The 17,076-nt window shown below is 33.6% G+C and carries 13 protein-coding genes; 5 read left to right on the top strand and 8 right to left on the bottom strand.

Annotated features, from left to right (window positions below; genetic code table 11):
* Positions 1–45 precede the first annotated feature (45 nt).
* The 7 genes from ACNC7R_RS04515 to ACNC7R_RS04485 form a co-directional block, all read right to left on the bottom strand.
* A complete protein-coding gene (locus tag ACNC7R_RS04515; RefSeq protein WP_417939790.1) occupies positions 46–1,209 on the bottom strand; it encodes an IS4 family transposase in 1,164 nt (387 codons plus the stop codon).
* 202 nt (positions 1,210–1,411) lie between these two features.
* Positions 1,412–2,872 carry a right-handed parallel beta-helix repeat-containing protein gene (locus ACNC7R_RS04510; protein WP_417939789.1) on the bottom strand — a complete coding sequence of 487 codons (1,461 nt, stop codon included), beginning with the start codon at positions 2,870–2,872 and terminating at the stop codon, positions 1,412–1,414.
* 111 nt (positions 2,873–2,983) lie between these two features.
* Positions 2,984–4,579, bottom strand: a complete 1,596-nt coding sequence (locus ACNC7R_RS04505; RefSeq protein WP_417939788.1) for a DUF5123 domain-containing protein — start codon at positions 4,577–4,579, stop codon at positions 2,984–2,986.
* Between the two features lie 34 nt (positions 4,580–4,613).
* On the bottom strand, positions 4,614–6,455 hold the full coding sequence (locus ACNC7R_RS04500) for a RagB/SusD family nutrient uptake outer membrane protein (RefSeq protein ID WP_417939787.1): 1,842 nt from the start codon (positions 6,453–6,455) through the stop codon (positions 4,614–4,616).
* 17 nt (positions 6,456–6,472) lie between these two features.
* Positions 6,473–9,682: a SusC/RagA family TonB-linked outer membrane protein gene (locus ACNC7R_RS04495; RefSeq protein ID WP_417939786.1), complete on the bottom strand. Its 3,210-nt coding sequence runs from the start codon at positions 9,680–9,682 to the stop codon at positions 6,473–6,475.
* 832 nt (positions 9,683–10,514) lie between these two features.
* Positions 10,515–10,808, bottom strand: a complete 294-nt coding sequence (locus ACNC7R_RS04490; protein ID WP_417939785.1) for a hypothetical protein — start codon at positions 10,806–10,808, stop codon at positions 10,515–10,517.
* Positions 10,809–11,070: 262 nt separating this feature from the next.
* On the bottom strand, positions 11,071–11,352 hold the full coding sequence (locus ACNC7R_RS04485; RefSeq protein ID WP_417939784.1) for an MFS transporter: 282 nt from the start codon (positions 11,350–11,352) through the stop codon (positions 11,071–11,073).
* 266 nt (positions 11,353–11,618) lie between these two features.
* On the opposite strand from ACNC7R_RS04485, the gene ACNC7R_RS04480 reads away from it, so the two are divergent.
* The 3 genes from ACNC7R_RS04480 to ACNC7R_RS04470 all read left to right on the top strand — a co-directional run bounded on the left by ACNC7R_RS04480 (position 11,619) and on the right by ACNC7R_RS04470 (position 15,319).
* A complete protein-coding gene (locus ACNC7R_RS04480; RefSeq protein WP_417939783.1) occupies positions 11,619–12,179 on the top strand; it encodes a helix-turn-helix domain-containing protein in 561 nt (186 codons plus the stop codon).
* A 349-nt stretch (positions 12,180–12,528) separates the two neighbouring features.
* Positions 12,529–15,063 carry a heavy metal translocating P-type ATPase gene (locus ACNC7R_RS04475; protein WP_417939782.1) on the top strand — a complete coding sequence of 845 codons (2,535 nt, stop codon included), beginning with the start codon at positions 12,529–12,531 and terminating at the stop codon, positions 15,061–15,063.
* A gap of 106 nt (positions 15,064–15,169) precedes the next feature.
* Positions 15,170–15,319: a hypothetical protein gene (locus ACNC7R_RS04470; protein WP_417939781.1), complete on the top strand. Its 150-nt coding sequence runs from the start codon at positions 15,170–15,172 to the stop codon at positions 15,317–15,319.
* 68 nt (positions 15,320–15,387) lie between these two features.
* Here the strand turns inward: ACNC7R_RS04470 and ACNC7R_RS04465 are convergent, their stop codons facing one another.
* The gene (locus ACNC7R_RS04465; protein ID WP_417939780.1) at positions 15,388–15,840 is read right to left on the bottom strand and encodes a DUF4442 domain-containing protein; all 453 of its coding nucleotides are present in this window, start codon (positions 15,838–15,840) and stop codon (positions 15,388–15,390) included.
* 230 nt (positions 15,841–16,070) lie between these two features.
* On the opposite strand from ACNC7R_RS04465, the gene ACNC7R_RS04460 reads away from it, so the two are divergent.
* Together ACNC7R_RS04460 and ACNC7R_RS04455 are read left to right on the top strand one after the other, a co-directional pair.
* Complete coding sequence (locus ACNC7R_RS04460; RefSeq protein WP_417939779.1) at positions 16,071–16,550, top strand: DUF4870 domain-containing protein; 480 nt, start codon at positions 16,071–16,073, stop codon at positions 16,548–16,550.
* Between the two features lie 192 nt (positions 16,551–16,742).
* Positions 16,743–17,075 (top strand): PadR family transcriptional regulator, encoded by a 333-nt coding sequence (locus tag ACNC7R_RS04455; RefSeq protein WP_417939778.1) that lies wholly within the window; start codon positions 16,743–16,745, stop codon positions 17,073–17,075.
* The last annotated feature ends 1 nt before the right edge of the window (position 17,076 follow it).

The raw sequence follows: 17,076 nt of genomic DNA, 5'->3' as shown, positions 1-17,076 counted from the left end.
AATGATTAGTAATTTTTTTAATTGTTTATTATCACTAGTGTCCACTTAAAATAAGTTAAAAACCAACTGGTTAGTATTATGTTCATTGATATTATTGTAATCTGATTTCATAAGTAGTTCATTTATAGATGTTTTATCGAGTAATGATGCGGATAAAATTTGTAGAATTTCGTAGGTTGAGCGATTGATTTTTAAATCTTTTGCTATTATAGAGACCAAGCAGTAAGTCACAATTGCTACATTAATTTGAATACGAACAGCATTTTCTGTTGTTCCCCAAAAGGTCTTAACTTTTAGGTGCTGTTTTATCCATTTAAAGAACAATTCTACTTGCCATCTTTGTTTGTAGAGTAGTGCAATATCTTGAGCTGATAATTCAAAATTATTGGTCAAAAAGACTAACATTTTTTTATTTTCAGTATCGAAAAATTTTACTTTTCGTATCTTTTCTGGATAATGTTTTGAGGTATAAAAACCTTCTATTTTACCGATTTGGTCATATTTAATTCCAGTGGTTTTATCAATTTTTGAAGAATACATTCTTTTAAATTTCACGTTAGATTTTGCTCTAACTACAAAATAAGCATTAGCTTTTGTAATTCGAAAAAGTCGATCATAATCAACATAAGCACGGTCAAAAATATAATAAGCAAATGGTTCATAATCTATTACATCCATTGCCTTAACATCGTGTACATTTGCTTCTGTAATGTGAATAAATACCGGGATTTGCGTGTTAATATCAAAGAGAGTGTGCAATTTTATCCCTGCTTTAGTTTTTCGAAAGTGAGCCCAGCAAAATACATTCAAGCATAGATCAATTGTTGAAGAATCAAAAGCATAAATATTGCCTTTTATTTCAAAGGTATCATTGCTTTTTTTATCTTGGGCAATCAATATTAAATGATTGGCAAACTCTTCAAATATTTTATAATTACGATTTTCATTAGCTTTGGATAAATTACTACGAGTTACATTTTTGCCAAATCCTAAATGATATGATTTTGATTGATGTGCTTCTATAACAATTATCAAATCCCTTAAACTTTCTCTTGCTGAAAGTTGACCAAAAAGCATACATAATAATTGATTCCAACAAGTAAAATGTTTGACCGATTTATTGCCAGAATATTTACTAGTTAACCTGTCAAAAACACGTTGAGGAAGAAATTCAATCAGTTGAGAAAAGACATATTTACCGTGATTCATATTCGTAATATTGATTTACGAACATAATAATCATTTCAAATCGTCACGCTCTAAAATGACTCTTAAAATACAGATTTACAATAATTTCAAAGAACTTATTTTAATTTTTAGTGGACACTAGTGGTTTATTATAATAGTCAAATATTTAAATCCGTTGGTTTTATTATGGTAAACTAATAAACCAACGGATTAATTTTATTTTCTAAAATTCAAAAGCCCCTAAATCAGGTAAAGTTCCATTAAAAGACAATCCAACATTGACTCCTTTATTGATCATATCACTATCTGCTTTTAAATGAAAGAAAGTAACATCCGGCAAACTGCCATCTGCTTTTCTTGTTCCTATTAATTGAGCGTAATCAATACTTGTAAAATCATCAGCCGTGACGGTTATTCCGTTTTGCCAGCTATTATTGGTTATATCTGTAGCAGTTGCAAGAGTAGTTCCGTACGCACCAAGAACATTGCTGTTTTTTATAATCAGTTTTGCTAAAGGATTGGTGTTGCTAAAAGAATAATTTCTGCCATTATCATAAGCCGAACAGTTATAAAGAGTCACTTCTCCTCTGTTGCTATTGTGATCAAAACCATCAGCTACATTTCCTGCAGCTATACAATTAGTGTATTTTGCATTGTGTTTTAACAGCTTATCGTCACTTCCTCCTGTTTTGAATCCGTTTCCGTCTCCGGCTCCTTTGCTTCCATCTTTCAGATAACCATTTTTAACTGCCCAGCAATTTTGGTAAGTTGTAGAAATATTATCTGTATCTCGCAGATAACCATCCCATCCATCATCCAGATTTTGCCATGCACGGCATCCTATAAATTTGTTACCAGTACCTGCATTTAATTTGCATGCAAAACCATCAGCATTTTCCATAGCAGCATCAGCATTGAAATAGGAGTCACAATTCAGAATCGTATTATTTGAAGCACCATTATCTAATTGTAATCCTGAATCTGCACATTCTGAGAAAGTCATAAATTCAATTATATTATTACTCCCTGTAATCTGCATTCCATTATCGCCGGCATTATAAATATCAATACCTTTAATGTGCCAATAATCAGCTTTCAAAACAATCCCCTGATTAGAAGAAATTTCAGCCATAGCAGAAAAATCAAATTTTGGCCTTGCTGCACCGTCTTTCGCTTTAAGCGTAATCATTTTATCAGAAGTCCCAGATATTGATAATGTAATTTTTGAAGTCATAGCATAAGTACCCCCATTTAAAACAATCGTTTCACCAGCCTTAACCTTGCTAAGCGCTGTATTTAATTCAGCCACTGTTGAAACCTCATAATTAGCAGTAGGAATAGTTGAAAAACTGGTAATAGTAATTACTTTGACAGCAGCAACAGCACCTTTATCTTTTGCTGTAGCTGTTACGGTAATAGTCCCGTTTTTCTTTGCCGTAATTAAACCTGTAGAAGAAATATCTGCTACTGTTGGATCAGAAACTTTCCATGTTACTGATTTATCTGTTGCATTATCTGGTGTTACTTTTGCTGTAAATTGCCCACTTACACCCGAAGTTATATCGGTTCCCTGAATTTCAATTTGCTGTACCAATACAGTCGAAACTCCACTTGTGTCATCATCCTTTTGGCATGAAACTAAAGTAAGTAGTGCCAACAAATTCAACATTATTATTTTTCTCATTTTTTTTCTAATTAAATAGTGTTTGTAACTACAAAAGATTGTTTATTACCAAAAAAGGCATGCAAAAACGGTTAAATTCAGCATGCCTATTTTAGTAACTACAAAATAGTTTTATTCCTGGATCCAGCGTGGATCTCCTATCTTGTTATCAATTAATGTTTGATTTTTAACAGTAAAATCTCCTGTCACTGCACTAACAAATTGAGGATCTAATGCAGTTCCTGAATTATCCGCTTTTAACGGAAGCACAGGATTTGCAAAATTTAGATTAGGTGTGTTATGGTAATTATTTTTCGAAAATTTAGGCGTCTCAGTAGTCGATTGATTTGCAAATCTTGCAATAGTTTCTGCAAATAATGAATTACGTACTGTAGTAGTATTTTTATCAAATCGAACATAAAATATTTGAGCTCCACTAGCACCAACAGTATTTGTAACTCCGTAAAAAGTACAATTTTCAACTAATACATCTGTCGTAACATTTCCAAATACACCAGGATTATTATCTGCTCTTATAAAAGCACTTCCGCCTGGAACACATTTATTAAATGTACTTTGTCTCAAAATAATCTCATCTGCAAAAGCCGCTCTAAAATCAATAAATGATCCTGACCCTGCAATTCCTACATTAGTCATAACAGAATTTTCAATAATTATTGAAGGAATACGAGCTGCAATACCTGTTCCGGCACCAATTAAAGTACGATCGTAATCATGAATTGTACAACCACTGATTAAAAGCTTACCATAATTTCCATTAGCAGTATATCTGACTACATCAACTTTACTTCCTGAAGCAGTACTTCCTAAATCCAAATCAATCAAATTAATATCATTAATAACATCATCAGAATTGGGAGCAATATTAAAGGTAACTCTTAATTTAGGCTTATTAAAATCTTTTAACCCTCTAATAGTCACAGGTTTATTCAACACAAGAGTTATTACCTGAGAAGTAAAATCTCCGTCTAATATTAAGGTTGCACCTGCTGGAGCATTGGCTACTACAGTAGCTAAATTATCCGCAGGAGTAACTGCAATACCATCTGTTATATCAATAGCGGTTTTAATTACTCTCGAACCTCTTTTTGAAATACCATTGTATAAATTTGCAGTATACGTAGTTAATGATGTTAATCCCTCAATTATTGCAATACCATTTACTTTTTCTTCAGCTGTTAAGGTATGCTTAACTGATTTTGTATCATCACTATGTTTTAATACTATTTCAGTAACACTACTATTTGGAACCCATCTTAATGTAACTTGTTTAGACAAAATATCTCCAGGCTGCACCGGCAAGAAAAGTTGTTCTGACAAAGTAGTTGCTGTAAGCACTGTCCATTTTGAATCTTCTTTTGCTCTGTTACTTACTGCTTTTACTCTAATTGAATAAGTTGTTTCTCCTTCTAAAGCTACCTGAATTGGTAATTCTGAAGCATTTACATTAATTGTTTTTAAAATGCTTGTAAACTCAGGATTCTCCGCAGCTATTTCCACTACATAATGATCTGCAAATTCACTCACAGTCCAGTCCAGTTCAATATTAGTCTGTTTTCTGATTCTGGCTGTAACACTTATTGGTGACAACTCTCTAGGCGCCCCGATATCATCTATTACTGCTTCACTGTAGCTTTCACAGCCCGAAACGATAAACAGCAACAATAGTGTTGTTATCAATCCCTTTATTATATATTTTATTTTCATAATATAAAACTTAAAATTATATTTAATTTACAAATTATTTGTACCAGCTATTACTTAACTGACCATTACTTGCAGACACAAGAACTTGCCATATTGGCCAGTATTGTTTTACATCCGGATCAACACCTACTTTATAAAGAGAATTAATCTTTTCATCGCTCAAAGAGTTCCATCCACTTAATCCTTTGTCGTCAACTAAAAGAGTATAAGTTGATCCCGGATCCAGATTCTCTCCTCTGTTTAAACCATAAACTATTAATGTTTCATTGTCTGCTGCATATTTATAATATACATCAACCGGAACATTCGCATATTCTCCGGCACGCTGTTGCAAATTAAACATCTTAGTTTTTGCTTCATCTAAATTTGTTTTCAGTAAATTCCAACGGATAAGAGATTGTTTACGCTCCATCTCTCCTGTTAACTCGTATTTATTTTCGTTCACAATAGCTTTAAACATAGCTGTTTTATCAGTCAGGGCATTAACATAAGCATCCACTTTTGTGGCATGATCAGCAGGATTAAAGGCTCTTTTGCGTATTTCTTTCAGGTAAGGTGCAGCAGCTGCAACGCCTTCAATTTCATTAGCTGCTTCAGCTGCAATTAAAAGCACTTCAGCATAACGCATATACACTTTATTAACTCCATCATCATCCTTATTTGAAACCTGACGTGTCATCCATTCAAAACGATACTTCCCAAAATACCATTTATTCATAACTCCTAACTCTTGTTTTGCTCTAGGCTTACCATCTACCTGAGTTGCTTTACCCCAGAAATAAGGTACACAAGTAACATCTCTACGGGTATCTGCCTGATCATAATCATAAAAAACAGTTGGCAAAGGCCCTGCTGAACCACCTATTCCTCCATTTCCTGCTATTTGATATTGATCAATCGCATTATGAACCACAGCAAAACTAATTAGCATTTTTCCTCTTCCTGGAGCAAAAGGGATTTCCCAAAGTGATTCTCCTCCAGCAGTTAAAACTTCGTTATTTACATTTTTCCAAAAAGTTTCAAAAGAAGGATTAAGACTTGCTTTGCCACTTTGAATAACTTCACGGGCTTCTTTTAATGCCAGGGCGTACATGTTAGCAACTGAAAGTTCCGGATCAGTACTTCTTCTAACACCGTCAGGATATTGCTGATATCCGCTTGCGACCATTGCTAAACGGGCACGAAATGCCTTGATAAATGCTTTATTTATTTCTTCTACACTGCTTGAAGCCGTTGTTTCATTTGGCCAAGGAACCAAAGTAGCAGCCTCTCCTAAGTCAGCAATAATTTGTTTGTAAATTATATCACGATTTGTTCTTGACATATATAAAGTTGCTGAAGTAACAGGCTCAAAACGACCCGGTACATCTCCATGCGCTTTTATTAAATCAGCATAGAAAATAGCACGTAAAGTTAATGCCTGCCCTAAAAGATTCCCTAATTCAGACCCTGCAACCGGATTACCAAATTCACGTAACCCTTTTATACATTTATTAGCACGCTCAATACCTCTGTACATAGATGTCCAATACTGACCACCTCCTCCACTGGCATTCTCTGCAATATTCATATTCGAATTAGTTGGAGTAGCGCTATAATTACCTAAATCAGGTTTATCATTAGAAGTTGTTCCCCCAGCATTATACCATTCTGTATCTGTGTTAAATCCGTAAAAAGGAAGATAACGACCTCTGTAAGAGTTAGTATCTCCAAAAGTAATTTTTATACCGTTTACTGCATCCCTAGCTAGCCCTGGATCAGAAAAAATTAATGCTTCGTCTAGTGTTGATTGTGCAGGTGCGTCAAGATAATCTTCGTTACAAGAACTGAAAAGACTTGCTAAAATTAATCCTGCTATTATTATTTTATGTTTCATCTTAGATAATTATTAAATTAAAAATTAAGGTTTAAACCAAAAATCAATTGTCTGCTACGAGGGTAAGCAGAATAATCTACACCTGGCGTCAAAGGCGTTGCTCTTCTTGTAGAAACCTCAGGATCTTGCCCTGAATAATTTGTAAGGATAAAGACATTAGTTCCGGTAAAGTAAAACCTCAATTTAGAAACTCCTAATTTAGAAATTAAAGCAGTTGGTGCAGTATAACCTAAAGTAAGTGTATTTAACCTTAGGAAAGAACCATCTTCAACAGCCCAATCGCTAAATACATAACTTTTCATATTAGGAGACCACATGTTTGTATTTGCATTCAGTTCTGTCAATGCAGTAGGATCAGTTACTAACTGACCTGAAACAGGGTCAATATTAGTCCATCTGTTACCTGCTGCCATCTCTGCACCCAAATTCCTATATTGTCCATTTGCACCTGCAGTAGTATACTCAATTTTATTAGCATTATAAACGTCATTTCCAACACTAAAGTTAAAAGAAGCGGAAAGATCAAAACCATAGGCATTTGCGTTTAAAACGAAACCTCCTGTGAAATCAGGATTAGCATCTCCAATTACTGTTCGGTCTGTTTCATCTACTACACCATCATTATTAAGATCTTTTAACTTCATTTTTCCTGGCTGAATTGTTCCAACCAATTCTGAAGCATTCGCGACACCTGACTTTAAAGTGTATTGCCCTGAAGCATAATCAAAATCAGACACCTCGTAACGACCATCATTTTTATATCCATACATCAAACCTATAGGAGACCCCACTTGCACTAAATAATCAGTACCAATAGCCGTTGAAGCCCAGTCTGTACGTGCTTCAAAATTGCTCATTGTACCTAAAGAGTTTATACGGTTTTTATTTACCCCAATATTAAAAGAAAAGTTTAGTCCATAATCCTTTTTTTCAAGTGCTACGACATTTAATGTTGCCTCGAAACCTGTATTCTGAACTTCTCCCATATTTCTATACTGACTTGTATAACCTGTTCCTGTTACCGGAAAATTCACTAAAAGATCTTTAGTCAAATTTTTGTAAGCTTCAAGAGAACCATTTATGCGACCTTTAAAGAAATCAAAATCCAAACCTAAATTTTGTGTAACCGTCGTTTCCCATTTCAAATCAGGATTTGCAAGTACAACTGAAGGAGCCCAATAATTTCCCTGTCCGTTAATCCATGTAGAATTACCTGCTGCATAACTCTGAACTGTTTGACCGGTTGGTATATTATTATTTCCTGCTTGACCATAACTTAGTCTAACTTTAAGTGAATTTAACCAAGAAAGGTCTTTTAAGAAACTTTCTTCAGAAATTTTCCATGCTACAGCTGCGGCTGGGAAAAAGCCCCATTTATTATCTCCCAAAAATTTGCTTGATCCATCTGCACGATACGTAGCTGTAAATAGGTAACGATCTTTATAATCATAATTTACACGTCCAAAGAAAGAAAGCAACTTGTCATCCGGAAAATAAAAATTATCTACTATACGTGGTTTACCTTGAGAAGTTAGACGAATTGACTGATCCAAATCAAAAAAGTTAGGATATCCTTCAATTGTTGAACCCACATCGTTTCTACGATAATCAATCATCTCTTCTCCAACTAATACTTTCAAATCATGATTTTTTCCAAGTATTTTTTTGAAATCATAATTAAGTGTATTTGCATTTCTAAAGCGGGTATCCTTACGATCGGTTGTAAGAAGAGAAGGTTTACCAATATTTTCAACCGAAGGATTAGTACGTGCATAATATGTTGAACGGCCATAAAAACGATAATCCAAATAACTGTAATTATCTAAGCCTAAATCCGTTTTAAACTGTAAGTTTTCAATAATTTTCCATGAAAAACTACCTAACATATTAAAATTCTTTCTTTTCTGTAAACGATCAGTGTCTGCAACAGCCACAAAAGGATACACAAGATAGCTGGAATCAGATTCATCCGGATCATCAGTAGTCAAACCAGGCATTGGAATAGGAGCATACCCTACAGAGTGTCTTAAACGTGAATCCGTTGGGTTTTCACTTTGCTCATTAGCTCCTCCACCTTCAATTTCAGTATCCGAATAACGCATAGTGAAAGAAAGATCTATTTTGTCACTAGTCTTATTATTCAATGCTAATGCAAGGTTGTTTCTTTTAAAATCAGAACCCACCATGATGGCTTTTTCATCATAACGTGCATAATTAAAATTATAATTAATCTTGTCAGATCCACCACGAATCCCTAAATCATAACTTTTTACTTCACCAGTACGTCCATAAATTTGTTTTTGCCAATTATTTCCTTTAATACCACTATACAAATCACGATCCTGCCAGTTTCCAAAATATTTTTCATAAGATTCCGTATTACCTTTCTCAAGCAAAGCATATTCATATTGCCAATTTACGAAATCTTCAGGTGAGAGAACATCAATTTCTTTAGCTAACTTTTTCATACCAAAGAAACTATTGAAGTTTACTTGAATTTTCCCATCCTTACCTTTTTTGGTAGTTACAATAATAACCCCATTAGAACCTCTTGAACCATAAATAGCAGTAGAAGAAGCATCTTTTAGAACAGTCATATTTTCAATATCAGAAGATGAAATATCTCTTAAACTATTCACAGGAAAACCATCTACTATATACAAAGGAGAAGCATCTTGTGTTAGAGAACCACCACCACGAACTCTAATTTTGATTTCAGAATCCGGCGAACCTTCAGATGAAGTTACGTTAACCCCAGCTAAACGACCTGTTAAAGCCTCAGCGACACTTGCAACCGGAGTTTTTCTCAAATCACTTCCTGATAAAGTAGCAACTGCGCCTGTCAAGTCAGACTTTTTTACAGTTCCGTATCCAACAACAACTACTTCATTTAAAGTATTTGCTTCTTCTTTCAAAATAATATTGATTTTGCTTTTACCCGCTACAGTAACAGCCTGAGTCGTAAACCCAATAAAAGAAAATTCTAGAATTGCTTTTGAACTTGAAACTTTCAATTTGTATTTACCATCGAAATCTGTAGAAACCCCATTTTTTGAACCTTTTTCTGACACATTTACACCTGGTAACGTTAAACCTGATGCATCTTTTACAACTCCTTCAACTGTTAAGTCCTGTGCACTTGCCTTGTTAGTGGTAAGTAGGCACAATAATAAAACAATTGCCAGATAGCAATTTGCTTTTATATTAAGTAACTTTTTAAAATTCATAGTTTACTGTTTAGTTTAGTTTAAATATTAATTGTTTATTAAGTTTATTTATCCCTTATGAAATTACATTTATCGACACAACATTACAGAAGGTGTTTTTTTAGTTATAAAACTATTTTTCCAATTCTTAAAAAAACCTTTGCAAAAAAGAGCAATTGACTGTTTTATATTAACAAATAAATTAACATGTAATCGATTGCACAAACATAAAAATTTTTTTTATATTAAAAATTATATCTCCTAAAAAAATCTTAAAAATAATTATTTATGGAAAATTTATCTGTTTTAAAATATGAAATTCATAATTTTAAACAACAAAAACCTTTAAAGAGGGTTTTATTATTTTCTATTAGAAGGATTTATTAAACAAAATTCAATCGATTTAAATTTGTGTGATTTTTTTTGCAATTTGAGTTAAAAATAACATTATAACTATTTTTCTTGCAAAAATTTCATTATATTAATACCAGAGTCCGCATTAGAGATTTACTACATCTGAATTCTTGTTCAAAACCAAGCACTTACTCCGATTTTTAAAATCAAAATACAAAAGTATTCCTCATTTAAAAATAGCCCGTGAGCACTTGCTTTTATTGAATAATCCAGTTTCACAACAATGTCTAATGCTGACTATGGGTTAATATTTACTTAAAGATCAATTTATTTATCAATCTTGTGAAACTTAACTTGTTTTTTAATGCTTTGTATTACCGTAAAAGTTATCATCATTCCAGTAATTGCCATCCCTACACCCACAAGGTTTGGTGTAGCAAAACTGTACGCCGCTGCTAAAGGCAAACCGCCTAAAAAAGCCCCTGAAGCATTTTCTATGTTAAAACTTACCTGTAAGTAATGCTGAAGCTATCATTTCACCATCTTTAGCCATCTTAATCATTAACATCTGAACGGGAGCCATAACCAAAAAAGAAATGGTTCCTGTTAAAAACGTAAAAATTAATGACAAGTATTGATTATAAGATAAAAAGTAAACCATAAGTAAATCAACAACCATTATACACAACAAGGCCATTACAGTTAATGCCGGCGAATATTTATCAGCTAATTTACCTCCTGCAAGATTTCCAACAACCATTCCTAAACCTACTAAAATTACTATATAAGACACATCTCTAGGTAAAACCCGCAAATATTAATTAATAAAGGAGCAATATAACTTATCCATACAAACAGAACTCCAAAACCAATTGCTGTGATCCCAATAGTTAACCATACTTCTTTTTTTTTTAAAAACTTCAATTGAGTCTTCATGTTCACACCTCCGTTTTTTTCTAAAGCATGCATCACAGAGAAATTACATTAACCAGTGTTGATCCTGCAAACATAATCGAAATTGCCTGAGCTTGCTTTCCTTTATCCACCAAACAGCTTTAGACTACCGCTCCAACCCCAAAGAAAGCACCATGTGGCAATCCGGAAAGAAATCTGGAACCAGATAAAAAGTTATAATTGGCTACAATAATTGAAAGTGCATTAAAAAGCGTTAACATCAAAACTAGAATTAAAAGCATCTTTTTGGGAGGGAAATTACGCCCTAATATGACTACTAAAGGCGCACCAATAACAACTCCAAGTACATAAGCCGAAATTAAGTATCCGCCAACCGGAATGGAAACCCTAATATCTGAAGCAATGTCGGGAAGTAATCTCATCATCACAAATTCTGTAATTCCAATAGTTAAACCTCCTAATGAGAGCGCAATAAGATTTTTTTTATTTTGATATACTATAAATCGGGGAAAATTTATACTGCAAAATTACCACCATCTAAAGCAAAACAAATTGTAAATTTGTGATATAGAATTTGCCTAAACTAAAACAGTTTAAAAGGGCTTATTCAGGATTAAGTTTGAAGAAGATAAATTTCATCTTCCCATAAAAACATTAGCATTAGTATCGGACTCATTAAATAAAAAAAATGAAATTATATATTAAAAATATGGTTTGCGGCAGATGCAAAATGGTGGTGAAAGCTGAATTGGAAAAACTCGGACTTCAGACTGTTTGGGTTGAACTTGGTGAAGTTGAATTAAAAGAAGAACCAAACGATGAGCAAAAAGAAGTCTTATTAGTCAATCTGCAAGCTTTAGGCTTTGATTTGATCGATGATAAAAAAACAAAAATCGTCGAAAAAATAAAAAACTTAATCATCGATTTAGTTCATCATAAAAACAACAATCTTAAAGTTAACATGTCTGATTATTTAGCTGAAAACTTAAATCAGGATTATAATTCACTGAGTAATTTGTTTTCGGAAATTGAAAACATCACGATTGAGAAATATTTCATCAGTCAGAAAATTGAAAAAGTAAAAGAGTTATTGATCTATAATGAGCTTTCATTAAGTGAAATTGCAGATACTCTGAACTATAGCAATGTGGCGCATTTGAGTAATCAATTCAAGAAAATCACAGGCTTTACGCCTACTTTTTTCAAACAATCAAAAGATAAAAAGCGCATTCAGATTGAGCATATATAATCTCTGCCAAAGTCGCTAAAGCCACAAAGTTTTATTTCACGCAGATTTTAAAAGATTTATGCAGCTATTAATTTGCAAATCAAATCTGCTCAATCTACAGAATCTGGGTTAAAACTTTAGAATTTTGTTGACTTATCTTTATTTAAAAAACTTTGCGCCTTTGCGAGATTAATACAAACGCTTAAAAAACTTCGCTCCTAAATCCAAAGTAATGAAAAAATCTGCTTAAATCTGCCAGATCTGCGTGAAACAAATACTTTAGTAAATCTTACAAATCATTCACAAAATTATACAAACTGAAATCGGATTTACTTCGGAAATTTGCATTGTAATACTAAAAATCAATACAATGACTCATCAATATATAATTTCAGGAATGTCCTGCAACGGATGCCGAACCAAAGTAGAAAAAACTTTGAATGAAATCGAAGGCATTGAGGCAGAAGTAACTTTGAATCCACCTACGGCGACGATTACAATGGAAAAGCATGTTCCGACAGAAAAATTTCAGGAAGTTTTAGCCGCCGCAGGCAATTATACAATTCAAATGGATTCTCCCAAAAATCACGGCGAAGTACCAAAATCCTGCTGTTCGGGCAAAAAAGAGAATCACGAACATAATCATCATAAAACAGAAACTAAAAAAGGCCACCAAAATAGTGCAAAGAGCATTTATTATTGTCCCATGCATTGTGAAGGTGACAAAACATATGATAAACCTGGAGACTGTCCGGTTTGTGGAATGGATTTAGTTCCACAAGTTGTCATAACAGCGACACAATTTACTTGTCCGATGCACTCAGAAATCGTTTCAAGCGAACCAGGCGACTGTCCAATTTGTGGAATGGATTTAGTTCCGATGCAGGCTTCTGAAAGCGAAAAAAATAAAACTTATTCTGATTTACTGATAAAAATGAAAATTGCGATTTTGTTTACGCTTCCTATTTTCATTATTTCAATGTCAGAAATGATTCCAAATAATCCGCTTTATAATATCATGTCCGTTGAAAAATGGAATTGGGTTCAGCTTTTATTTTCGATTCCGGTTTTGTTCTATGCGGGATGGATGTTTTTTATACGTGCTTATAAATCGATTGCCACCTGGAAATTAAATATGTTTACACTAATCGGAATTGGAACCAGTGTCGCTTTCTTATTTAGCATTGTCGGAATGTTGTTTCCAGATATTTTTCCTTTGGAATTCAAATCACATCATGGAACAATTCACTTGTATTTTGAAGCTGCAACTGTTATTATCACTTTAGTTTTATTAGGGCAATTATTGGAAGCCAAAGCACACGGACAAACAAACGGCGCAATAAAAGAATTATTGAAATTAGCCCCGACTGAAGCAACTTTAGTTAAAAACGGAAACGACGAAGTAATCTCAATTCACAACATTCAAAAAGGAAATTTATTACGGGTAAAACCAGGAGGAAAAATTCCGGTTGACGGAAAAATAACTTTAGGTGAAAGCACTATCGACGAATCGATGATTACGGGAGAACCAATTCCGGTAGATAAAAAAGTTGGAGACGTTGTAATATCGGGAACGATAAACGGAACAAAATCATTTGTGATGATGGCTGAAAAAGTAGGTTCAGAGACGATGCTTTCACAAATTATTCAGATGGTAAATGATGCGAGCCGTTCCCGCGCTCCAATTCAGAAATTGGCTGACCGTGTTTCAAAATATTTTGTTCCGACGGTCGTTTTTATTTCGATTTTGACATTCTTTATTTGGGCGAAATTCGGTCCCGACCCCGCTTATGTTTACGGATTGATTAACGCCATTGCGGTTTTAATTATTGCCTGTCCTTGCGCACTTGGATTAGCAACTCCAATGTCGGTTATGGTAGGTCTTGGAAAAGGTGCACAAAACGGAATCTTGATTAAAAATGCCGAGGCTTTAGAAAACATGAATAAAATGGATGTTTTGATAACTGATAAAACCGGAACAATTACCGAAGGCAAACCATCAGTTGAAAAAATCTATGCTAAAAATAATGACGAGGATTTTCTTCTTCAAAACATTGCCTCTTTAAATCAACATAGCGAACATCCTTTGGCGCAGGCCGTAGTCGATTTCGCTAAAGCAAAAAATAGTTTACTAGAAGAAGTTCATGCTTTTGAAACTATTGCAGGAAAAGGTGTTTTAGGAACTATCAAAGGAAAAAAAGTTGCTTTAGGAAACAAAAAAATGATGGATGAAATGGGTGCCTCTGTTTCTACTGATTTAGAACAAAAAGTAACTACTGAACAGAATTTAGGAAAAACTATTTCTTATATCTCAATAGAAAAAGACGTTCTAGGTTTCGTTGCCATTACAGATGCCATAAAAGAAAACAGTACAAAAGCCATTAAAGAACTAACTGATCAAGGCGTTGAAGTGATTATGCTAACAGGAGATAATCACAATACAGCAAAAGCCGTTGCCAGTCAGTTGCATTTGAGTTCTTTCAAAGCCGATTGTCTTCCGGAAGATAAGTTGAAAGAAATTGAACGTCTTCAGGCTGAAGGAAAAGTTGTGGCAATGGCCGGAGACGGAATCAATGATGCACCTGCCTTAGCGCAATCCAATATCGGAATTGCAATAGGAACAGGAACTGATGTTGCGATTGAAAGTGCTAAAATTACTTTAGTAAAAGGAGATTTGAACGGAATCGTAAAAGCTAAAAAACTCAGCCATGCTGTAATGTCAAATATTAAACAGAATTTATTTTTTGCTTTTATCTACAATACTTTGGGCGTTCCAATTGCAGCAGGAATTTTATTTCCGTTGTCAGGAATCTTACTTTCACCTATGCTGGCAGCAGTAGCTATGAGTCTAAGTTCTGTTTCGGTAATCGTAAATGCTTTGCGATTGAGAAACTTAAAATTATAATTTATGATTAAGATTACATTAACAGAGTATTTATTAGTATAAAACTAAAACTTATTATATTTGACCAAGACAAAACATTAGATAAACAACAATTAAACTAAAAAAAATGAAAAAACTATTTACCGTATTAGCAATCGCCTTGTTTACCATTAGTCTTCAGGCTCAGGAAACAAAACCAACGAAAGAAAAAGCAAAAAAAGAATCTTGCTGCAAAAAATCTGCAACAGAAAAAAAATCCTGTTGTACAAAAAAATAATACAAATTGTATTTCAACAAAAAAGACCTTAATTGAGGTCTTTTTTTTATTTAGGCTTATTTATAAAATCATTTCAAACGAACGCTCCACTCAAAATCCATTTCAGAAACCTGAACACCTTCTTCATTTGTCCCTTTGGATTTCATCCAGAACGTCTGCCCTTCTCCAGTTTCGATGGTTTTCCTGATAGCATCTGCAATTAAATGCCCGTCGTTGCAGACAAATGTAATTCTGCCCGTGGCTTTTTTGCTGAAGTTTCCTTTATTATTAGCAACGAGCATTGAAATTTTTTTCCCACTTTCCTGAATTTGTGAGATTACCAAAGCTCCGGTTGTTAATTCTGCTGCCATTGCCTGAACAGCAAAATACATCGAATTAAAAGGATTTTGATTAATCCATCTGTGTTTTACGGTTACTGTACAACTGTTTTCGTTTATATCTTTTACGCGTACTCCACAAAAGTAGGCTGAAGGTAATTTGAATAACACAAATTTATTGAGTTTAGAAACTGAAACTGCCATCTGATCTATTTTTTATGTAAAAATACAAAAAAACTATGCACGCACAATAAATTGAGTATGCTTTCTAAAAACTCCAATAAAACCAATACATGAGAATGATTTTTAACTAATTACCGTTTAAATACAAATTTCTTTTTTGTTAAAAATATGTTAATATTTGGTACTATGTAAAACATGATACTGTTTTTTAAACATATATTTGCATAAGAAATTACTATATACTTTTAATCATGGAAACATCAACACCACTCATCATGGAAAAAACATCAGAAAAGAATACAGCAGCATTTACTCATTTGAGTATCTTAAGTCAGTACATTATTCCGTTTGGAAATTATATTTTTCCGCTTATCATCTGGACGAGCTATAAAGATAAATCTGAATTTACAGATCACCACGGAAAACAGGCTTTAAACTTTCAGTTGAGCTTATTGCTTTACACTTTGATTTTAGCACTTATTGCCATTCCGATTTTTGTAGCAGTCGTTTTACAAAACATTCCAATTGAAGCATTCCTGTACAACGAAAATTTTGTAATTAGAAATTTTAACTTCGAAGGAAACATCGGGCTTCTAAGTGTCGGAATTACAGCAGTTGTTCTTTTTGGATTATTAAAATTTGTTGAATTCTTTTTAGTGATTTATGCTTCTATAAAAGCGTCAAACGGAGAATTATACCAATATCCGCTAACGATTCCTTTTATAAAGTAATCATTAAAGGTTAAAGGTTATAGCTAAACCGGGACCCTAGCCCTGACAGAAGCGGCATCCTTTTTCTGGCTTCTTTAGTCAGTAAAAGATAAAGCGGATGGCAGGAAGCAGCTCCTGAAAAAATCAATCATCAATCAAATCATCATCAATCAAAAAACGAATTGTTCAATCAAAAAAAAATGAAATGAAATTATGAACATTGAAAACACAAAAGCACAGATGCGCAAAGGTGTTCTTGAGTTTTGCATCTTATCGGTACTAAAAGAAAAAGATGCCTATACCTCTGAAATATTAGACACTTTAAAAAACGCAAAATTATTAGTTGTTGAGGGAACTGTTTACCCTCTTTTAACCAGACTAAAAAACGACGGCTTACTCCATTACAGATGGGAAGAATCGACATCGGGGCCACCAAGAAAATATTATGGATTAACCGAAATAGGACAAACATTTTTAAACGAATTAAGCGGAACCTGGACAGAATTGTCTGATGCCGTAAAACTAATCACCAATCAAAATCAATAAG

Origin of the sequence: Flavobacterium adiutor, assembly GCF_048282555.1 — a bacterium.
Lineage (GTDB): Bacteria > Bacteroidota > Bacteroidia > Flavobacteriales > Flavobacteriaceae > Flavobacterium.
Note: the sequence above shows the minus strand (reverse complement) of the source record. Positions and strands in the feature narration are given on the sequence as shown.